This window comes from Micromonospora pisi (assembly GCF_003633685.1).
GTDB classification, from domain to species: Bacteria; Actinomycetota; Actinomycetes; order Mycobacteriales; family Micromonosporaceae; genus Micromonospora_G; species Micromonospora_G pisi.
Genome location: NZ_RBKT01000001.1, coordinates 2,957,835 through 2,977,060, shown reverse-complemented (window position 1 = coordinate 2,977,060; position 19,226 = coordinate 2,957,835). Strand labels below are relative to the sequence as shown.

The following is a 19,226-nucleotide window of genomic DNA, read 5'->3' as shown; positions in this document are numbered from 1 at the left end:
GCTTTCGTCTTGAAGGTCGAGGCGGCGGCCTGGGCGATGCGATTCGCGCCAGCGCCGGTCGCGTTGTTCCGCCTAGCCACCGAGGATTACCCCGAGAGCCTGGTCGATCAGCATGTTGATCACGATGTCGGTGAGCCTCTTGAAGACCGGGATCTCCAGCAGGGACGCACCGAAGGTTGGCGCGGCCGTCGCGATCGCCTGGATGATCGCGATTGCCAGGAGGGTCAGTTGGACGATTACGTTGATCTTCAGGGCGAGGACCACGGCCGCGCAGACGAACAGGGCCCCGCCGATGACGTTGGCGCCGGTGACGCCGCTGTCCAACACGGACGGCGCGGCGTCGTCACCGTGCCAGGCGGCCAGGAACGCGTCGATCGCCTCACCGGCGTTCGCGGCGGCGACCGGTTGCACCGCCGCGTCGGCGCTCTGTCCGAGCGCCTGCAGCTCGGATGCGAGGGCCAGCCAGTTCTGCCCCAGCTCGAAGAGTTTCATCTCGTCGGACTTCGGCCAGGTGTAGCCGAGCTCGTTGAGCAGGTTGGCCAGCTCGCCGGGAATCATCAATCCCATGGGGTCGCCCGGCTCAGTAGATCGCCGAGAAGAGGCCGGTGTTGTCCGCCTCGACCGAGTCGTAGTTGTCGGCCATGTCACTCAGGCCGGCGCTGAAGCTGTAGAGGCCGTCGACAACCGACAGGTAGGAGTCGCCGGCTATCTCGTGTGCGGCGTGATAGCCGATACCGATCAGGCCGCCGACGTCGTCGTCGCCGAAGATGTCACCCATCGCCTGCACCTGCCCGGAGAACCGGGCCCAGGCGCCGTCGAGTTCCTCGGCGAGCTGGAGTAGCTGCTGTCCGGCCTGGCGCAGCGTCTCCGTCTCCACCAGCAGCCCGTCAGCCACGGCGGCCGTCGCCCTGCGCGAGGCGGTCCAGGACGTCGGCCATCGCGGTGCTGAACACCGCCATCCGGCGTACCGATTCTTCTTGGACCTGCTCCAACTGCTCGGCCAGCGCCTGCGGGTCCGGAGCGCCAGCTGGTCCCTGCGGATGTTGGGCACGTAGCTCGTCGGCGGCGGCGTTGACGGCGCGGACGATCTCCTCCGACAGCGCCAGCGAATCCATCCGCATCGCCCGCGGGTCCAGATACAGGACTTCCAGGTGCGCCTCGGGCGTGACGACCGCCCGGACCAGCCCACCAGCGGTCTCAGCTTCTCCTCGCGCCTCGATCTCCGGCAGGTCATCTCGATCGGCGCGCATCTCCTGAAGGCTTCGGCGCGTCTGTTCCAGTAACTGCGCGATCGCAGCGGCGCCCATTCCCGGATCCGTCACCCGCACACTCCCGTCTGTCCCATCGGCGGAGGTTGACAGTAGTAGATATCGGCAACGCGGTTTGCCCCGATGACCGGCGTGGGTCGGCCCGTACCGAGTCCACAGCGGAGGAACATCCTGACAGGCGGGTGAGCCATGGTGTCGACGCCGTCGGCGAACAGTGGTCCGGTACGCCACGCGACCGCGCTGCTCGCGACCGCGCTCCCGTACGCATTTGTCGGAGTTGGCGAGCGGTGCCGGTTACTACGACCAGGCCCACATGACAGCGGAGTTCCGGCGTCTCATGGGCGTACCCCCGGGGGTGTTTCTCGCCGCGCGCGGGCCCACGGCCGGCGACTGCCGCGACGGGCATTGACGTTCGTGGGGCGCTCCGGCGGACGTTTGTGATCTTCGGACACCCCGCCGCAGCGCCGCCGAGCCCTCGCGACCTGGGTTGGTACGCAATGATGCCTATGTTGTTGCGCGCTCCCAACTGGAGGTCATCGGTGTCCCCTCGTTCCCCTCGGGTGAACGTCCAGATGCGCCATCGGTCCCAGGAACGGATCATCGGTGCGGCGTTGGAGGTCTTCGCGGCTCACGGGTACGAGGGAGCGACCATCTCCCAGATCACCGAGCGGGCGCAGGTGTCCCGGGGGCTCATTTCCTACTACTTCGCCTCAAAACGTGACCTGCTGGAGGCGGTCCTGGGGCGCTGGTTGGACAGCGTGCTCTCGATGCTGGACGACCAGGGCGAGGACGTGCCGGCGGACCGACTGCTCGCGACCGTGATCGACCGGGCACTGCTCGGCGCCCGCGAGTTCCTCGGCATGCAGCGGTTGATGCTCTGCCTGATGCTCCAGCCCGGCACCCGCGAGGTCTTCGCCAAGGTGGAGCGGTCACGCGCGGTCGCGGTACGGGCCTTCGAGGAGCGGCTGCGCGCGATCTTCAAGGCGCGGGGTGCGGCTGATCCGGCGTTGGAGGAGGTGCTGCTGCGCAGCCTGCTCGAAGGTGTGGTCTACAAGCTCGCCGTGTACGAGGACACCTACCCGCTGGCGGACGTCCGGCCCCGGTTGTACGAGCTCTATCAGTTGGGGGAGCCGTCGCCGCTGCCGTTGCCGCCGGACGACTTCCGGGTCACCGACGGGTTGCGCGCCCCCGTCTGACGGTGGCCGTCCGCTCGCGGACCGTTGACTTGCCAACGTCCGGTTGACTAGCTGATGATCGGGCTCGTAGGGTCGTGTCGACAGTGGACTGGACGGACGTACAGTCAACGGTCGCCTCGACCCCAGTGCCCCCTCGCGCCTCCGCCATGGCCGAGGGGGCACTGGCTTGTAAGGAAGGGCCCCCTCTTATCGTTTTCGGTATAGGAAGGGCCCCCTGTTGACCCCGCCGTGGGTCCGGGGCGATCAGTTCGAGTTACCGCATAGGCTTGGTCACCATGCCTGAGGGACACACCATCCACCGGCTCGCGGTACGCCACCGGGCGCTCTTCGCGGGCGACAAGGTGCTGGTCGACAGCCCCCAGGGTCGGTTCGCCGAGGGGGCGGCGCTGCTTAGTGGCACGGTCCTGGACGGCACCGAGGCGTACGGCAAGCATCTGCTCCATCATTACGCCAGTGGCGTGAGCCTGCACGTCCACCTCGGGCTGTACGGCAAGTTCGCCGATGGTGACGGCGAGCCGCCGGACCCGGTCGGGCAGGTCAGGCTGCGGATGAGCACCGACCGGCACTGGCTGGAACTGCGTGGGCCGACCGCCTGCGAGGTGCTCACACCGCCCGAGGTCGAGGCGCTGCGGCATCGGCTCGGCGCCGATCCGCTGAGGCCGGGCGCCGATCCCGAGCCCGCGTACGGGCGGATCAGGCGCAGTCCGACCCCGTTGGCGGCGCTGCTGCTGGACCAGACGATCGTGGCCGGTACCGGTCTGATCTTCGTGACCGAGGCGCTCTTCCGGGCTGGGACGCATCCGCGCAGATCCGGGCAGCGGTTGACCGGCGCCGGCTGGGCGGCGCTCTGGGACGATCTCGGGGAGTTGATGCGCGCCGCGGTGGTGACCGGTCGGATCGATACCGTACGGCCGCAGCACCTGCCGGAGGCGATGGGCCGACCGCCCCGGGTGGACCGGCACGGCGGCGAGGTGTACGTCTACCGCCGCGCGGGTCAGCCCTGCCACGTCTGCGGTACGGCGATCTGCCAGGGTGAACTGGTCGGGCGCAACCTGTACTGGTGCCCGACCTGCCAGCCGCGCTGACCGAGCCGACCAGCCGGGCTCATCGGGTCTGGGAGCGAGCCGTTTGGCTGCCGGATAACCACCTGTTTTGTATGTTTAGCGGGGTACGAACAAGACCAGGATATGGCCGCCTCTCGCTGGTCCGGCGTGCATAGGAGGCCAGCCGCCGTGACGTCGAGTCCGCTACCACGGATCCTGCGCAAGGGTGACGAGCCCGAGTACCCGACGTTCCTGGAGCTCTTCTTCGATCTGGTCTACATCTTCCTGCTCTCCCGCATCGCCGGGGCCCTGGCCAACGACCCCAGCGTGCGCAACGCGGTGATGATGGCGGTGCTGCTGGCCGCCGCGTGGTGGGTCTGGGTGCTGACAGCGTGGCTGACCGACCTCTTCAATCCGCAGTTGCCGATCATCCAGGCGACGGTACTCGCGGTCATGCTCGGCGCCCTGGTCATGGCGATCACGACGCCCCGCGCGTTCGGCTCCGCCGGGTGGATCTTCGTCGCCGGGTATTTCGGCATCCACCTCGCCCGTGATCTGGTGCTGATACCGGGGACCCGGGTCAACCGTTATATCCAGGCCAGGAGCGTCCGGGTTTTCTTCTGGTTCGGTGTCACCGGTCCCCTCTGGGTGGCCGGTGCGCTCGTCGACGGCACGGCCCGACTGGTGCTCTGGGCCGTCGCGGTCGCGGTGGACCTCGGCTCGGCCCGGGTCGGCTGGCCCACGCCGAGACTCGGTCGGACGGATCTCACCAGCCAGATCTTCACCGGCACCCATCTATCCGAGCGGCACCGGGAGATCTTCATCATCGCGCTCGGTGAGTTGATCCTGACCACCGGGCTGGAACTCTCCGCCAGCGGCTTCGAGGCCGGTCGGGTAGCGGCCAGCGGGGTGGCGTTCGCCAATGCGGTGCTGCTCTTCCACCTCTATTTCCACCGGGTCCGCCAGCTACTGGCACCGGCCAAGGTCGCTCTGGTGGAACGGGTCCGTTCCGGCACCTCGACCTCCTACACCCATCTGGTCATGGTGGCGGGGGCGGTGGTCATCTCGGCAAGCGACATACTCGTCATCGGTCGCCCGTTCGGCGAGGCACCCGCGAGCTGGATCGTGCTGATTTTGGGCGGTCCGGCACTGTTCCTGGTCGGCGGGCTCCTCTTCGACTTTGTGGTGACCGGCCGGCTGCTCCTGTCCCGTGCGGTCGCGTTGGTCGTGCTGGGCGCGATCGGACCCGCGGTGGCGCCCCTTCCGCCGCTCATGATCATGATCCTGGCCAACCTGGTGCTGCTGCTGACCCTGCTCGTGGAGACGCTGGTCCGGACCAGGTGGCTGAGCGGCCCGGCGGTCCCGGTGCCGTGAGGTGCGTCAGGAAGGGTCGCCCAGCACCGGTGGGTTCGGCTCCCGGGGGTGCTTTCGGGTGCTGAGCAGGTTGGCCGTCGCAATCAGGGCAAGGATGACCAGGTCGATGATGGTGATCGCGATCGGCGGTATCAGGGGCGTCGTGGGCACCACCGCGGCGAGCAGAACCAGCCCGACCAGCCGGGACCGGGAGACGCGACCGAACACGACGTAGTCGAGCAGTCCTCGGCCGAGCAGGAACAGGGCCGGGCCGCCGAGGAGCGCCGGAATCCAGTGCGGCGGCGTCCTGCCCAACGGGTGTTCGATGACGAGTTGACAGGTGCCTGCCGTGATGACGATGCCGGCCACGATCACCACGTGGACGGCGGCGGCGAGATGCCCGATTCGGTGCAGATTCGCCGACCGGAACATGGCGATCGTCATCAGCTCACCGGCGCGGTAGATGTAGATCCGCCACATCAGCACCGTGATCGTGAATACGACAAGAACCGCCCACGCCTGGTCGATCCGCTGGGTCTTTGTCTCGCCGAATGCCTTTCCGGTGACGAAGAGCGATACGCCGAGCGCGATGATCACAAACTGCCGGTAACGCTCGGAGATCCGCTCACCGATCAGTCGCCATTCCTGCGAACGGGAACGCCCGGCGCGGGGTACGGGCCAGCCGAACGCGGCGCCGAGGTACTCGATGCCGACCGCCGTCGCCCAGAGCACCCCTTGAGACGTGCCGCCGAGCAGTGCGCCGACGATCCAGCCGACGCCGGCGATGGACTCCCAGAAAAAGACCCGGCGCCCGCGAGTCGCCGACGGGCCGTGCCGCTCGATCACGCCGTAGTAGAAGCTCGACGTGAGGTGGATCGTCACGTACGTGATCGCGAACAGCAGGCTGCGGTCGCCGTACGCGTCGGGGATCGCGGCGGCCAGCAGCAGACTGGCCGCCATCACCCCGAGCACCAGCGGCTGGATCAGCGGCTGGGTCGGGTCGAACCTGTTCCCCGCCCAGGCGGTCAGTGCCCAGATCATCGTGAACGCCAGCAGCAGCGTCATGGTCTGACCGATGCTTGCCCAGCTCATCTTGTCGCCGAGCTTTGTCGCGAGCCCGAGCAGGGCGGCGACGTAGACCAGGTCGAAGAAGAGTTCCAGGAAAGCCGGCCGCTGCGCATCCTCGGAGGTCGAGGCCGTCACCCGGGCGCCGCCCGTCGCCATCGATCACCCCACCCGCCGCCGGTCCACCGTTATCGCCGTAAACAGACACTAAGCGGTAGGAAGTGGCGGTGTGGGGTGATCCGTTCCCGGGCCACCCGGGGCCGGCCGGCCTGGAGACCGGCGACTCAGCCGCGCAGACGACGGATGTCCCCGTACGCCCGGTAGAAACCGCCACGGCCCGACTCCCGGACCTCCGAGACCAGATAGCGGGCCCGCGGCTCACGAATGCCCTTGGGAAACTGGACCAGCCAGTCCCGCCGAAAACCCGGCGTGAGAACGTGGATGCGCAGCCGGCCACCCTCCTCGACGCACTCCACCAGCACCCCGTCGTCCTGATCGTGGACCACCTCGACGGTGGTGGAGACCGGGACCGCCGGCATCCGGGGCGGTGCCTTCACGTCCACCACGTCGGGCACGGTGCCCTGCTCCGCGGCCCGGATCGCCGCCTCGCTGGCGTCGACGCAGGCCAGCGCCCCGGTCGTGGTGACCAGATAGAGCCGCTCGTCGTGATACTGCATGGAGTAGGCCGAGCCGCAGCCGGTGCCGAGCTTCCAGAGCCGGTTGCCGGCCGAGTCGAAGCAGTAGATCGACGAGTGGCTGTCCCCGGCGAAGACGAACTCGCCGTCCGCCGCCGTCGCGCAGGAGTAGACCGCGGCGTCACAGCGGTAGGTCCGCTCGAACCGGCCGTCCTTGCTCAGCCGGGCCACCTGGTTCGTGGCCGTGCCCGCGTACAGGGTGCCGGGCTCCTGCCAGCCGAAGAGGACCGCACCGGTCGACTGGTGCCACACCTCACGGCCGGTCCGCCAGTCGTAGCTGGTCACCCCACGGGAATGACCATGGTGTACGGCGTCCGCGTCGCACCGCACCATCCAGCCGCTCGAACCGTTGCCCTGCCGCCGCCAGAGGAACTCGTCCTCGTGGTCGATCGAGGCGATGCCGCCGCCGGAGTCCGAGACCCCGAGCACTCCGTCGTGGATGTCCAGCCAGTAGATGTCGATGTCGTCGGCGATCCGGTACGCCAGCCGGGGCACCTTGCCGGAGATGTCGTAGACGTTGCCGTCATCGCAGCCGGCGTACCGCCAGTCGTCGTCGGCGACGATGCACTTCACCCCGTCGGGCAGCCGGTACTGCTGCATCACCTCGGCGTTGTGGTTCAACGCGGTGATCACCCCGCGTTCGTTGCCTACCAGGCAGCCGTCGCGATCGACGAAGATGCCGAACGCCGGAGCACCCGAGTCGTAACGCCAGAGCACCGGGGCGCGCCGGGCGGTGGAGCGGACACTGACGATCTGGCGACGGGAGACGCTGCGCTTCTGCCGTACCCCCGGCACGGCCGGGGCGTAGCCCTTACGTACCTTCTCGCCGACCTTGCGGGACGCCTCCAGCCGGGCCCGTTCCGCGCTGGCGAAGCTGCTCCGCTTCACCTGGCCGGTGTCGCCGATCCGGCCGTAGCGGACCGTCAGTTCCGCGCCGTCGATGGTCACCTCGTAGAACTTGTGCGAGGTGCCGTCGGCCTCGGACAGTTCGAGGTACGTCTTCTCCTGGGACATCGGCGAAGCCTCCGGGGGTGGAGTGACTGGTGGCGTGACTCGCGCCGGGCGAAAACACCGACGCACCAACGCCCCAGACCGTAACCACCCCCACCGACATGTTCGCCGGCCTCCGTTCCCACGTAAGGAAGGGCCCCTTCTTAACGCTATGCGTTAACAAGGGGCCCTTCCTTACGTCGAGTGGAGGATGTCGACGGCTTTGCGGGCGGCGACCAGGACCGGGTCCCAGACGGGGGAGTACGGAGGTGCGTAACCGAGATCGAGCATCGACATCTCGTCCACGGTCATCTTGTTCCAGAGCGCCACGGCCAGGGTGTCTATCCGCTTCGCGGACTGGGACCGACCGACGATCTGCGCGCCGAGCAGCCGTCCGGTGCCCTTCTCGGCGATCAGCTTGACCGTCATCTTCGCGGCGTCGGGGAAGTAGCTGGCGGTACTGGTCGACTCGACCGTCACCGTGATGAACTCGAACCCGGCGATCCGCGCCTCCGGCTCCAGCAGCCCGGTCCGGGCCACCTCCAGGTCGCAGACCCGGGTCACGGCGGTGCCGATGACACCCGGGAAGGTGGCGTACCCGCCACCGATGTTGATGCCGGCGACCCGGCCCTGCTTGTTGGCGTGCGTACCGAGTGGTACGTAGACCGGCTGACCGGTTGTCTTGTGCAGGGTCTCGACACAGTCACCGGCCGCCCAGACCCCCGGTGCGCCGATCACCCGCATCCGCAGGTCGGTACGGATGCCGCCGGTCGGGCCGATCGGCAGGCCGGCCTCAGCCGCGAGCCGGACGTTCGGGCGTACGCCGGTCCCGAGCACCACCACGTCCGCCGGGATCGTGACCTCGCTGGTGCGTACGCCGGAGACCCGGCCCCCCTCGGTGGTCAGGCCGGTGATGGTCACCCCGGTGCGTACGTCGATGCCGAGCCCGTCGAGCGCGTCGCGGACCATCCGGCCCATGTCCGGGTCAACCGTGGACATCGGCTGCTCGCCCCGCTCGACCAGGGTCACCGCGAGCCCACGTTCGATCATCGCCTCGGCCATCTCGACTCCGATGTAACCGCCGCCGACGACGACCGCCCGTTTCGGCTTCGGGTCCCCTTCGAGCCAGTGCCGCAGCGCCTTGCCGTCGTCCAGGGTCTGCACCCCGAAGACCCCACCGGCGTCGGTCCGCGCCCAGTCGGGCACGGTCGGCACCGCGCCGGCCGCGTACACCAGCTCGTCGAAGCTCTCCCGGACCTCGCGCCCGCCGTTCTCCAGGTCCCGTGCGACCACCTCGCGCCGGTCCAGGTCGATCTTGACGACCTCGTGGCGCAGCCGTACGTCGATCTGGTGCTCCCTGCGGTGCGTCTCCGGATCGCGAATGATCAACTCGTTGTAGTCGACCAGCCCGCTGATCCAGTACGGGATGCCACAGGCCGAGTACGACGTGAAGTGTCCCCGTTCGAAGGCGATGATCTCCAAGTCGTCCCGGTCCCTACGGCGACGCGCCTGGGACGCCGCGGACATGCCAGCGGCGTCCCCGCCGATCACGATCAGTCGATCAGCCATATCTCATTGTCGCTGTTCGGCAAGGTCGCGGCGCTGCTGTTCGGCACGGTTGCCCGGGTGAGGCTCGGCACGATCGCCCGGGTGCCGATCGGTGTCGCCGCCGCGGGTCTGTCGGGCCAGGTCGGCGATGACGTCGGAGAGCTCACCCCGGCGGGCGTACGCCGCGCGCTGCCGGTCGGCGCCGGTCCCGTCCCGGCGTAGCCGGTCCAGTTGCGCGGTCACCTCGGGCAGGTCACCGTGGCGGTCCAGCTCCGGCCGTACCCGGTCGACCAGCTTCTCCAGCAGCTCCCACGCCGGCATGGTGCCGCCGCGTACCGGGTCGACGGCGAGCCCGTCCAGCCCGTCGTGCGCCGCCCGCCAGTGCGCGGCGGTGAGCAGGTGATGATCGATCTGCACCGCCTCGCGGCCCTGCTCGACATCGCTGATCGCGGTGCCGACGAGCGACCGGACCAGCGCCGCGACCAGGATGGTGTCGTCCAGGCTCGGGCACACGTCACCGATCCTGACCTCCACCGTGGGGTAGTGCGCGGAGAGCCGGGCGTACCAGTAGACCATCCCCTCGTCGAGCAGCATGCCGGTCGAGACGAGCTGGTCGACCAGCCACTGGTAGTGCGCGTACGACTCCAGCCACGGGGTCGGCGCGACGGAGGGCCAGCGCTCCCAGAGCACCGAACGCCAACTCGCGTACCCGGTGTCGAGCCCGGCGTGGAACGGGGAGTTGGTGGTCACCGCGTGCAGGATCGGCAACCAGGGACGCAGGTGGTTGAGCACCCGTACGCCGGTTTCCGGGTCGGGGATCCCGACGTGCACGTGCATGCCGTTGTTGCCCGGCCCGTCCACCAACGGGCCGAACTGCTCGACCATCCGGTGGAACCGGGGGTTGTCGAAGACCGGTGGAACCGGCCCGTCGACCAGCCCGGCACCGACCGCGACCAGCCGTACGCCGGCCGCCTCGGCGGCGTCGGACAGACCGGCCCGGAGCAGCCCGAGCGAGTGGCGCAGCGCGCCCAGTTCCAGTCCGGGCGGGCTGCCGATCTCGATCTGGCTGGTCTGGAACTCGTGCTGCACCTGGCCACGTAGCTCCTCCGGCACCCGCTCCAGCACCCGGTCGACCGCGGGTACGGCCACCCCGGTATCCGGGTCGACGAGCAGGAACTCCTCCTCGACCCCGACCGTACGCAGTCCCGGCTGTTCGGCCGGAACCTCGGCCGCCGGCTGCGCAGGCGTGCGTGCCGCCGTCTCCTGGGAAACCGCCGCGCCCTGGGCCATCGCCACAATGCCGGCCATCGCCACCACCCGCCGTTCCGTCGTTGCCGTCGCGCCGAGATCAGCGCCTGACGACTCCGTTACCCAGCGCGGTCAGGCGGGGAAACGCGGTCCCGGCGTGGCGACACGCACTCAGCTCCAGAGGAGAGGGGTTTCCACGTACGTCGACGGCGGGTACGCCTAGCGGAAAACGCCGATCTCCTTGTGCTTGAGGCCGGGGAAGATGGGTTTGTGGTCGGCGACGCCGAGCCGGGACCTGAGCAGCTCGGCCAGTACGTCCCGATAGTCGTTGGCGCCGGCCAGGTCACCCTGGTCCAGCGCGCCGGCGCCGAGCCCCGGCCAACGCCCGTGCACCTTGCCGCCGTTCATGCCACCGCCGAGCAGCAGCATCAACCCGCCGTGCCCGTGGTCGGTGCCGGAACTGCCATTCGCCTCGACCCGGCGACCGAACTCGCTCATCGTGACCACCGAGACATCGTCCAGCGCCGGTCCCAGGTCGGCGGCGAACGCGCCGAGCGCGCTGGCGAGTTCGTTCAGCCGGTTGCGCATGTCGCCGCCGTCCGGGCCGCCGATGTTGGTGTGCATGTCCCAGCCGCCGATGTCGACCGCGGCCACCCGCAGCCCCACCTTCGCTTTGATCAGCCGGGCCACGTCCCGCAGTTGGTCGGCGAAGCCGCCGCCGGGCCACTGGGCGGTGGAGCGGTAGTCCTTGCTGGCGATCTTCCGCGCGGCCGCGATCGACGCGAGGGTCTCGGTGGCCTGGGTTGCCAGTGGGTGGTCATCCAGGCCGGTGTAGAGCGCCTTCAAGGCGGTCAGCGTGCTGGCCCGTACGCCGCTGAAGCCCTGGAGGTCGAACTCGCGGATGCCCTGCAACACCAGCTTGTTCTCGCCGCCGACCAGTGACCGGGGCAGGGCGGAGCCTTCGGCGATGGCCCGGAACGTGGTGCCCGGTCCGAGCGCGGTCAACACCCGGTCCAGCCAGCCGGTGTGTACGCCGGTCGAGGCGGCTCCCCGTTCCAGACAGTCCTGGGCCTGGAAGTGGCTGCGGCTGGCGTCCGGCGACGCGACCGCGTGCACCGCGGCCATCCTGCCCGACTTCCAGAACGGCTCGAGCGGGGCGAGGGCCGGGTGCAGCCCGAACCGGTTGTCCCCGGCGATCAGCGCGCCGTCCGGGATGGCGATGTTGCGCCGGGCGTTGAGGTAGTTCCGGTCGCCGCGCGGCACCACCACGGAGAGGCCGTCCATGCCGCCGCGCAGGAAGACCACCACCAGGGCGCGGTTGGTGGTGGCGGGCGCGCCGAACGCGACCCGGGTGGTGGCGATCTGACCGGCGAGGCTGGCCACGCCGACCGCGCCGGCGCCAGCCATCACCCGGCGTCGGGTGAAACCGTGCCGCCAGCGGTCCCGCTGTTCGGTCAGCTCCCCGGTGACCGACTCGGCCTGCACCCGGATCGCCGCCTCGGCCAGGTTCGGGCCGTGCCGGCGCAGCTCCTGTGCGGTACGGGGACGCGGGGGCGCGTCGTCGGGGTGGTACGGCGGGTTGCCGTCCGGCGGCTGAGGATTCTCCTGCGTCATTGGTCTCTCCTCAGCGCAGCGCGTGGTAGATCGAGTCGAGGAAGAGCGGAGCCAGGTGCTCGATCTTGCCGCCCAGGGTGGCGTTCTTCACCGTCGTACCCTCCTTCGAGCCGAGGAAGGTCAGCAGCGCCTGGCGGTCCTTGGCGGCCAGCGGTTGTTGCAACAGCCGGGCGGCGAGGGCGTCGAGGTACTGGCCGGTGGTGGGCGGGCGCTTGCCGACCAGCCCTTCCGGCTTCGGGTACGACAGCCCGCGCTGGGAGCCCTGCACCAGCGCCCGGTGGCTGTTCCAGATCGCCAGCGTGGCATGGGCCGACCGCCACGCCGCCGCGACGTCGGGGTAGCCGTTCGGCGGTACCCAGCCCAGTGGCGGCTGCCCGAAGCGCTGGGTCATCCGGTAGAGCCCCTCGATTCCGGCGCGGGTGTCGGAGCCGGGTGCGATGCCGAGCGAACGGGCGGTGGCGACGAAGTTCTCCAGCGGCCGGCGGGCCTTGAGCCCGGTGGCGATCCAGAACTCCTGGGACCGGAAGAGGACCCGCAGCACCGGCGCGATCGCGGTGCCGTTGGCCAGGTACGTCTCGGCGAGCCGCTGCACCAGGTTGTGTGGCGGGGTGTCGGCGACGAACCGTACGGCGAGCTTGCGGGCGATGTTCTTCGCGGTCGCCTCGTGGGTGGCGAGATACTGCAGGTAGCGGTCGCCGACCTGGAGTCCCTTGGCGCGGGACGGGTTCTTGTCGGTGAAGCCGAGCACCTTGACCGGGTCGATCCAGTGCCGGTCGGCCTCGTACCGGAACTCGCCCGCGTTGGTCACGGTCCGGCCCGTCATGATGTACGCGCTGTTGCGTACGTCTTTCTCGGTGTAACCGCCGTCGATCCCGACCGTGTGCAGTTCCAGCAGTTCGCGGCCGTAGTTCTCGTTCACCGAGCGACGGTGCGACTCGTTGTTGTTGAGGTAACGCAGCATGGCCGGGTTGCGGGCGCTGGCGGTGAGCATGTCGGAGAACCTGCCGAGCGCGTGTTTACGGATCACCTGGCTGTCGAACGAGGTCCGTACGTCCCAGCCGCCGTCGAACGGGTTGGTCACGTTCAGGTGGTTGGACCAGAAGTCCACCATCACCTCGAAGAGCTGACGGCTGCTCCAGAACTGTCGGGCCAGGGTGGCGTGGCCGAGCTCGTACTGGGCGGCCCAGTCGAACTCCTTGACCGCCCGACGGATCTGCGCGGTCGACATGTTCACCGTGGGGAACGCGCCGGCCACCTGCTCGCCGACCGGGTCGGCGAGCTTGCCGGGGTCGAGCTGCTGTTCGATCCAGGCGTCGACGCCGATGGCCCGGACCGCGTCGGCCTCGGTCCGGGTGGGGCCGAAGGTGGCCCGCCGCAGCAGGTGCTGCACGGGGTCACGGCTGAGCGGGTTGGGAAAGCGCGGTGTCGCCGCGAGCGCCGCCTTGGCAGCCTTGGCCGGGGTGTCGGAGATCCCGGCCGCGCCGAAGTTGATCGATTCGCCGAGGGACTGGCTGTAGCTGGCGTCGCGGTCGGCGAACGCGCCCGCGTCCCGGGGCGACCGGGTCGAGGTGGCCTGGTCGCTCACGGCGGCGGCGATCCCACCACCCCCGCCGAGTACGGCGGCGGCCGAGCCGACCGCGCCGGTGGCGACGGCTGCCGCGCCGAGCCCGATCACCACCTGGCGCCGGTTGCGCAGCAGTCCGAAGAGGGCCGGTTCGCTCGCGCGCGCCGCGCGGGCCATCTTGCCGAGCACCGGGGCGAGCCGACCGGGCTCGTTGCCGCCGGCCCGGGTCGCGGGCAACCCCGCGGCCTCGGTGGCGCTGCCGCGCGGGCTGGCGGCGCGGTGGCGGGAACCTCCGTCGCGTCTCGCCAAGCCCGGCTGGTCCCGCTCGGCCATTCTCGGCGCACCTCTTCGTCGATCCGGTCGGCTGGGGCGCCGGCGCGACCGTGCCCCTGGCGCACCCTAGTCAGGTGCTGAGCTACCACTCAACCGTCGCGACGGATTGTTAAGCCGCAGCAAAGGAAGCACTCCGATCGGTGCTTTCGGGGGTGGCCCGGCCGATTACACTGACCGGGTGCCGGAATCGCTGTTGAGCGTCGTGGGCTGGTGGGCGTACGCCCTCGCGCACGTCGTCACGGTGGCCACCCAACCGTCCGAACTGCTCGCCGGTGCGGCGGTGGCCGCGGCCACGCTGCTGGTGATCGCGGTGGCGGTGCGCCTGGTCGGCACGGTGCCCGGGGCCGGTAACGCGGCCAGACGCGGGTTGACCATCCGGGAGCGGGCCCGTCGGGCCCGGATCCCGCGCCAGCTCGACCCGGACGCGGCCGGGCGGCCCCGTCCCCGAGCACCGTCGGTGCTCCTCTCGGCCGCGTAGCGGTTTCCTCTTCCCACCGCCACGCGGTCGGTTCCGTCTTACATCGTCCACATCGGACGTTGTCCCTGGCTCGCACCGGATGCGCCGATCCGCGGGTACGCGCTGATCCGCGCCACCAGGTTGCCCGCGCACCGGTGTCGCGCCCTCCCGGAATCGCACCGAGGGGTTCACCATGCTCACGTTCGCACCACTCGACGGCGCCGTCGCCGTCGCCGCCACCATCGTCGAGGCGCTCGCCTCGGCGGTCGCCCCGATTGCCGACACCGGCGCCACGGCCGCCGCCGTCGTGCTCTTCACCATTGCCGTACGACTGCTGATCGCGCCCCTGACCTGGGCGCAGGTACGCGGCGAGCGGCGCCGGGCCGAACTCGCCCCGCAGGTCCGTCAACTCCAGCAGCGGTACGGCAAGGATCGGGCGCGGCTGCAACAGGAACTGGTCACGCTGCATCGGGAGGCGGGCGCGAGTCCGGTCGCGGGTTGCCTGCCAGGGCTGTTTCAGGTGCCGTTCTTCGTGGTGATGTACCACCTCTTCACCACGGTGGGCCCGATCGGCGGGACCGCCGGGTTGCTCGACGAACGGCTGGCCGGGGTGCCGCTCGGGCACCACCTCACGGACGGGCTCGGCGGTGCGGCGGGGCCGCTCTTCGGCGTACTGCTGGTGTTGCTGACCGCGTTGGCCTGGTGGACGTCGCGGCGGATGCGCCGGGATGCCGCCGCCGCCACCCCGGCAACCGCGCCCGACGGTACGGAGCTGCCGGGCGCGGCGGTGTTGGCCCGGCTGTTGCCGCTGCTGCCGTACGGAACGTTGCTCGCCGCCCTGGTGCTGCCGCTGGCGGCGGTTCTCTACCTGGTCACCACCACCGCGTGGACCGCGTTGGAGCGGGTGGTCCTGCGCCGGCCCCGTCCACTGCCGTAGCTCGCGGCACACCAGGACGCCGACCACAGGCATCGATGAACGTTGACATAACCGGGGTCGGGACGTACAACCAGGGAGAGAGCGCTCTCTCATCCGTCCCGTAGAGAGGCCACGATCATGACCAGCACCGTCCCGGCTCCGGCCGGCCCCGTCCCGAGGCGCCGCGCGTTTCTCCTGCTGGCCGCGTTCACCACGATCGTCACCGTGGTCAGCGCCGTCTCGGTGAACGCCCGCGCCGCCGTACCGCCGACCCCGCCCGGCTGGAGTCTGGTGTGGAGCGACGACTTCACCGGCGCCGCCAACACCCTGCCCTCGGCGAGCAACTGGATCATCGACACCGGCACCAGTTATCCGGGCGGACCGGCCAACTGGGGCACTGGTGAGATCCAGACCTACACCAACAGCACCAGCAACGTCAGCCACGACGGTGCCGGCAACCTGCGGATCACCCCGATCCGGAGCGCGGGAGGCCAGTGGACCTCGTCCCGGATCGAGACCGTACGGACCAACTTCAAACCCCCGTCCGGTGGCGTACTCGCCATCGAGGGGCGGATCCAGATGCCGAACGTCACCGGAGCCGCGGCGGCCGGATACTGGCCGGCGTTCTGGGCGCTCGGCGCACCGTACCGGGGCAACTACCAGAACTGGCCGGGCATCGGCGAGTTCGACGTGATGGAGAACGTCAACGGGATCAACTCGGTCTGGGGCGTACTCCACTGCGGCGTGGCACCTGGCGGGCCGTGCAACGAGTTCAACGGCATCGGCACCAACCGGGCCTGCCCCGGCAGCAGCTGCCAGTCCGCGTTCCACACCTACCGTTTCGAGTGGGACAGCGGCGCGAACCCGCAGCAACTGCGCTGGTACGTCGACGGCCAGCAGTACCACACCGTCACCCAGAACCAGGTCGGCCAGCCGCACTGGGACAACATGACCAGTCACGCCGGCTACTTCCTGCTGCTCAACGTGGCGATGGGCGGCTCGTTCCCGAACGGGGTGGCCGGCGCGACCACGCCGACCTCGGCGACCGTCTCCGGCCGGCCGATGCTGGTCGACTACGTGGCCGTATGGAGCCGGGGAGGCGGCGGCACGCCCACCAACCCGCCGACCACGCCACCGTCCGGTGGCGGCGGCAGCGCGTACTCGACCATCCAGGCTGAGGCGTACAGCGGACAGAACGGCGTGCAGGTCGAGACGTGCAGCGAGGGCGGGCAGAACCTGAGCCACCTGGCCGGCGGTGACTGGGCCCGGTTCGACAATGTCGACTTCGGCACCACCCCGGCCCGTGACTTCGTGGCCCGGGTCGCCTCCGGTGCCCCCGGCGGCGTGAGCGGCCTGGTCGAGGTACGCCTGGACAGCCCGACCAATCCGCCGATCGGTGGGTTCGCGCTCGCCAACACCGGTGGCTGGCAGAGCTGGCGCTCGGTCCCGGGCAACATCTCGGCGACCACCGGTGTGCACACCGTCTACCTGACCTTCAGCAGCGGCCAGCCGGCCGACTTCGTCAACGTCAACTGGTTCACCTTCCGTCGTTGACCCGCCCCGCCTCCCGTACGGAGGCGTTAGGAAGGGCCCCCTGTACATCGGATTCCGATAACAAGGGGCCCTTCCTTCTCCCGTCAGGGCTGGACAGGAACAGTTAACAGTCTTAATAATTAGCCATCCGTCGATGGATGACGATGCCTGACCGGCCGTGGAGGACCGCATGAAGCGCTCCAGAACCCTGCTCCTGTCCCTGATCGCGACCCTGGTGGCGGCGCTCGGTGCCGTCGCGGTGGCGATGCCGGCGTTCGCGGCCGGTCCGACCGCGACTTTTGTGAAGGTGTCTGACTGGGGTTCTGGTTGGGAGGGGAGGTACACGGTTACGAATGGTGGGTCGTCGGTGATCTCGTCGTGGGTGGTGGCGTTTGATCTGCCGGTGGGGAGTCGGGTGGGTACGTTCTGGGATGCGTCGATGACGTCGTCGGGTCAGCGGTTCTCGTTTGTGAACCGGTCGTGGAATGGGACGTTGGTTCCGGGTGCGTCGGTGTCTTTCGGGTTCAATGCCACGGGTGCTGGGGTGCCGTCGAACTGTGTGTTGAACGGTGTGGCGTGTGGGGGTGGTACGGCTCCGACGACCCCGCCCACGACCCCGCCGACCACTCCACCCACGACTCCGCCGCCGACCACGCCGCCCGTCACCCCGCCGCCGAACTCGCCGTTGCCGAAACACTTCCTCACCGGCTACTGGCACAACTTCGACAATCCGGCGGTGGAACTGCGGCTACGCGACGTACCGGGCGAGTACGACCTGATCGCGGTCGCGTTCGCCGAGGCGACCAGCACCCCGGGGGCGGTCACCTTCGGCATCGACCCGGGTCTGTCGGCCTCGCTCGGCGGTTACACCAACGCCAACTTCAAGACCGACGTGCAGACCCTGCACTCACGCGGGAAGAAGGTGATCCTGTCGGTCGGTGGGGAAACCGGTCGGGTGGCGGTCAACGACGCGACCTCCGCCACCAACTTCAGCAACACCGTGTTCAACCTGATCCAGGAGTACGGGTTCGACGGCGTCGACATCGACCTGGAGAACGGGCTCAACCCCACGTACATGGCACAGGCGCTGCGGAGCCTGCGCAACCGGGTCGGCGCCAACCTGATCATCACGATGGCGCCACAGACCATCGACATGCAGTCGCCGACCGTGAGCTACTTCAAGCTCGCGCTGGACATCCGGGACATCCTCACCGTCGTACACACCCAGTTCTACAACTCCGGCTCGATGCTCGGCTGCGACCAGCAGTTCGCGTACAGCCAGGGCACGGTCAACTTCATGACCGCGCTGGCCTGCCTGCAACTGGAAGCCGGACTCCGGCCGGACCAGGTGGCGCTCGGCCTGCCCGCCGGCCCCGGCGCGGCCGGTGGCGGCATCGTCGCACCCGCCCTGGTCAACCAGGCGCTCAACTGCCTTGCCCGAGGCACCAACTGCGGCAGCTTCCAGCCGCCGCGCACCTACCCGGGCATCCGGGGCGCGATGACCTGGTCGATCAACTGGGACGTCGCCACCGGGAACAACTTCGCCCGTACGGTCAAGCCGCACCTGGCGACGCTGCCGTGACCCGCCCAGCTCCCTGACCCTGTTCGGTTCACCTCCATCAGGTACCGACCCGACCGGAGACACCGAATCCTCTGGACCCGCATCCAGGGCGCGCGGGACGAGTGGCTGATCAGCGTCGATCAGCCACTTGTCCGGTGTCCGGGCGGGCCGACGGCCGTGGCGTCGCGGGTTGGCGGCGTCGGCGTAGCCGTTTGACCACCCAGGTCGAGACCACGAGCACGAATCCGGCCAGTAGCGCCAGGTCGAACCAGGTGCTGTACCGGTCGATCTGCTGCCACCGCGAGCCGAGCGCGAAACCCAGGCCGACGAAGATCGAGTTCCAGATTCCGCTGCCGAGCGTGGTCAACGCCAGGAACCGCCCAATCGGCATCCCGTCCGCGCCGGCCGGCACCGACACCAGGCTCCGGACCACCGGCACCATCCGACCGAGGAGCACCGCCCAGTTGCCGTACCGCGCGAACCAGCGGTCGGCCCGGTCCAGGTCCTCGGCGTCGACCAACGGGACCCGGTCGAGCCAACGCTTGAGCCGCTCCTCGCCCAGGGCGGCGCCCACCCAGTAGAGCGCGAGCGCGCCGAGCACCGAGCCGGCCGTCGCCGCGACCCACATCACGACGACGTTGCCCCGTCCCTCACCGGCCAGGTAGCCCGCGAGCGCGAGCACCACCTCGCTCGGAACCGGTGGGACGAGGTTCTCCAGGGCGACCAGCAGGCCGACCCCGAGCGGCCCCAGCGCGTCGATCACCGAGGCGACCCAGCCGGTCAGCCCCCCGATCTCGGTCGGCTCCGCCTCGGCCACGACCAGCATCGACATGGCTCCTTCC

General features: G+C 69.5%; 17 protein-coding genes. 7 read left to right on the top strand and 10 right to left on the bottom strand.

Features of this window, described 5'->3' with window-relative positions; genetic code table 11:
• Positions 1 to 72: 72 nt before the first annotated feature.
• From BDK92_RS12245 to BDK92_RS12235, 3 genes are read right to left on the bottom strand one after another with little or no spacing between them, the layout of a single operon-like run.
• The gene (locus tag BDK92_RS12245; protein WP_246016987.1) at positions 73 to 558 is read right to left on the bottom strand and encodes a WXG100-like domain-containing protein; all 486 of its coding nucleotides are present in this window, start codon (positions 556 to 558) and stop codon (positions 73 to 75) included.
• Positions 559 to 580: 22 nt separating this feature from the next.
• Positions 581 to 895: a WXG100 family type VII secretion target gene (locus BDK92_RS12240; RefSeq protein WP_121156821.1), complete on the bottom strand. Its 315-nt coding sequence runs from the start codon at positions 893 to 895 to the stop codon at positions 581 to 583.
• Positions 888 to 1,307 (bottom strand): YbaB/EbfC family nucleoid-associated protein, encoded by a 420-nt coding sequence (locus tag BDK92_RS12235; protein ID WP_147456968.1) that lies wholly within the window; start codon positions 1,305 to 1,307, stop codon positions 888 to 890. The genes BDK92_RS12240 and BDK92_RS12235 overlap by 8 nt, the downstream gene beginning before the upstream one ends.
• 533 nt (positions 1,308 to 1,840) lie before the next feature.
• On the opposite strand from BDK92_RS12235, the gene BDK92_RS12225 reads away from it, so the two are divergent.
• From BDK92_RS12225 to BDK92_RS12215, 3 genes are all read left to right on the top strand, one after another.
• The gene (locus BDK92_RS12225; protein WP_211349191.1) at positions 1,841 to 2,464 is read left to right on the top strand and encodes a TetR/AcrR family transcriptional regulator; all 624 of its coding nucleotides are present in this window, start codon (positions 1,841 to 1,843) and stop codon (positions 2,462 to 2,464) included.
• 275 nt (positions 2,465 to 2,739) lie between these two features.
• Positions 2,740 to 3,549: an Fpg/Nei family DNA glycosylase gene (locus BDK92_RS12220; RefSeq protein ID WP_121156818.1), complete on the top strand. Its 810-nt coding sequence runs from the start codon at positions 2,740 to 2,742 to the stop codon at positions 3,547 to 3,549.
• 147 nt (positions 3,550 to 3,696) lie between these two features.
• Positions 3,697 to 4,881, top strand: a complete 1,185-nt coding sequence (locus BDK92_RS12215; RefSeq protein ID WP_170208556.1) for a low temperature requirement protein A — start codon at positions 3,697 to 3,699, stop codon at positions 4,879 to 4,881.
• Positions 4,882 to 4,887: 6 nt separating this feature from the next.
• Here the strand turns inward: BDK92_RS12215 and BDK92_RS12210 are convergent, their stop codons facing one another.
• The 6 genes from BDK92_RS12210 to BDK92_RS12185 all read right to left on the bottom strand — a co-directional run bounded on the left by BDK92_RS12210 (position 4,888) and on the right by BDK92_RS12185 (position 13,917).
• Positions 4,888 to 6,084 carry a low temperature requirement protein A gene (locus tag BDK92_RS12210; protein ID WP_121156816.1) on the bottom strand — a complete coding sequence of 399 codons (1,197 nt, stop codon included), beginning with the start codon at positions 6,082 to 6,084 and terminating at the stop codon, positions 4,888 to 4,890.
• A 125-nt stretch (positions 6,085 to 6,209) separates the two neighbouring features.
• Complete coding sequence (locus tag BDK92_RS12205) at positions 6,210 to 7,634, bottom strand: WGR domain-containing protein (RefSeq protein ID WP_121156815.1); 1,425 nt, start codon at positions 7,632 to 7,634, stop codon at positions 6,210 to 6,212.
• A gap of 171 nt (positions 7,635 to 7,805) precedes the next feature.
• Positions 7,806 to 9,179, bottom strand: coding sequence for an FAD-dependent oxidoreductase (locus BDK92_RS12200; RefSeq protein WP_121156814.1), 1,374 nt, complete (start codon positions 9,177 to 9,179; stop codon positions 7,806 to 7,808).
• A gap of 3 nt (positions 9,180 to 9,182) precedes the next feature.
• Positions 9,183 to 10,466 (bottom strand): carboxylate-amine ligase, encoded by a 1,284-nt coding sequence (locus tag BDK92_RS12195; protein ID WP_246016985.1) that lies wholly within the window; start codon positions 10,464 to 10,466, stop codon positions 9,183 to 9,185.
• Positions 10,467 to 10,625: 159 nt separating this feature from the next.
• Positions 10,626 to 12,020: a DUF1501 domain-containing protein gene (locus BDK92_RS12190; RefSeq protein WP_121156813.1), complete on the bottom strand. Its 1,395-nt coding sequence runs from the start codon at positions 12,018 to 12,020 to the stop codon at positions 10,626 to 10,628.
• 10 nt (positions 12,021 to 12,030) lie between these two features.
• Positions 12,031 to 13,917, bottom strand: a complete 1,887-nt coding sequence (locus BDK92_RS12185) for a DUF1800 domain-containing protein (RefSeq protein ID WP_121156812.1) — start codon at positions 13,915 to 13,917, stop codon at positions 12,031 to 12,033.
• A gap of 178 nt (positions 13,918 to 14,095) precedes the next feature.
• Between BDK92_RS12185 and BDK92_RS12180 the strand changes: the two genes are divergently transcribed.
• The 4 genes from BDK92_RS12180 to BDK92_RS12165 all read left to right on the top strand — a co-directional run bounded on the left by BDK92_RS12180 (position 14,096) and on the right by BDK92_RS12165 (position 18,405).
• Positions 14,096 to 14,395, top strand: coding sequence for a DUF6412 domain-containing protein (locus BDK92_RS12180; protein ID WP_246016983.1), 300 nt, complete (start codon positions 14,096 to 14,098; stop codon positions 14,393 to 14,395).
• 172 nt (positions 14,396 to 14,567) lie between these two features.
• The gene (locus BDK92_RS12175) at positions 14,568 to 15,311 is read left to right on the top strand and encodes a YidC/Oxa1 family membrane protein insertase (RefSeq protein WP_121156811.1); all 744 of its coding nucleotides are present in this window, start codon (positions 14,568 to 14,570) and stop codon (positions 15,309 to 15,311) included.
• 117 nt (positions 15,312 to 15,428) lie between these two features.
• A complete protein-coding gene (locus tag BDK92_RS12170; protein ID WP_121156810.1) occupies positions 15,429 to 16,844 on the top strand; it encodes a carbohydrate-binding protein in 1,416 nt (471 codons plus the stop codon).
• Between the two features lie 169 nt (positions 16,845 to 17,013).
• Positions 17,014 to 18,405, top strand: coding sequence for a chitinase (locus BDK92_RS12165; protein ID WP_121162026.1), 1,392 nt, complete (start codon positions 17,014 to 17,016; stop codon positions 18,403 to 18,405).
• Between the two features lie 109 nt (positions 18,406 to 18,514).
• On the opposite strand, the gene BDK92_RS12160 is transcribed toward BDK92_RS12165, so the two are convergent.
• Positions 18,515 to 19,210, bottom strand: coding sequence for a DedA family protein (locus BDK92_RS12160; protein WP_121162024.1), 696 nt, complete (start codon positions 19,208 to 19,210; stop codon positions 18,515 to 18,517).
• Positions 19,211 to 19,226: the final 16 nt, after the last annotated feature.

What these genes read in the sequence shown, in the direction of transcription:
- BDK92_RS12245 (WP_246016987.1), bottom strand. Translation starts at nt 558, where the DNA reads ATGATTCCCGGCGAGCTGGCCAACCTGCTCAACGAGCTCGGCTACACC.
- BDK92_RS12235 (WP_147456968.1), bottom strand. Translation starts at nt 1,307, where the DNA reads ATGGGCGCCGCTGCGATCGCGCAGTTACTGGAACAGACGCGCCGAAGC.
- BDK92_RS12225 (WP_211349191.1), top strand. Translation starts at nt 1,841, where the DNA reads ATGCGCCATCGGTCCCAGGAACGGATCATCGGTGCGGCGTTGGAGGTC.
- BDK92_RS12220 (WP_121156818.1), top strand. Translation starts at nt 2,740, where the DNA reads ATGCCTGAGGGACACACCATCCACCGGCTCGCGGTACGCCACCGGGCG.
- BDK92_RS12210 (WP_121156816.1), bottom strand. Translation starts at nt 6,084, where the DNA reads ATGGCGACGGGCGGCGCCCGGGTGACGGCCTCGACCTCCGAGGATGCG.
- BDK92_RS12205 (WP_121156815.1), bottom strand. Translation starts at nt 7,634, where the DNA reads ATGTCCCAGGAGAAGACGTACCTCGAACTGTCCGAGGCCGACGGCACC.
- BDK92_RS12200 (WP_121156814.1), bottom strand. Translation starts at nt 9,179, where the DNA reads ATGGCTGATCGACTGATCGTGATCGGCGGGGACGCCGCTGGCATGTCC.
- BDK92_RS12195 (WP_246016985.1), bottom strand. Translation starts at nt 10,466, where the DNA reads ATGGCCGGCATTGTGGCGATGGCCCAGGGCGCGGCGGTTTCCCAGGAG.
- BDK92_RS12190 (WP_121156813.1), bottom strand. Translation starts at nt 12,020, where the DNA reads ATGACGCAGGAGAATCCTCAGCCGCCGGACGGCAACCCGCCGTACCAC.
- BDK92_RS12185 (WP_121156812.1), bottom strand. Translation starts at nt 13,917, where the DNA reads ATGGCCGAGCGGGACCAGCCGGGCTTGGCGAGACGCGACGGAGGTTCC.
- BDK92_RS12175 (WP_121156811.1), top strand. Translation starts at nt 14,568, where the DNA reads ATGCTCACGTTCGCACCACTCGACGGCGCCGTCGCCGTCGCCGCCACC.
- BDK92_RS12170 (WP_121156810.1), top strand. Translation starts at nt 15,429, where the DNA reads ATGACCAGCACCGTCCCGGCTCCGGCCGGCCCCGTCCCGAGGCGCCGC.
- BDK92_RS12165 (WP_121162026.1), top strand. Translation starts at nt 17,014, where the DNA reads ATGAAGCGCTCCAGAACCCTGCTCCTGTCCCTGATCGCGACCCTGGTG.
- BDK92_RS12160 (WP_121162024.1), bottom strand. Translation starts at nt 19,210, where the DNA reads ATGCTGGTCGTGGCCGAGGCGGAGCCGACCGAGATCGGGGGGCTGACC.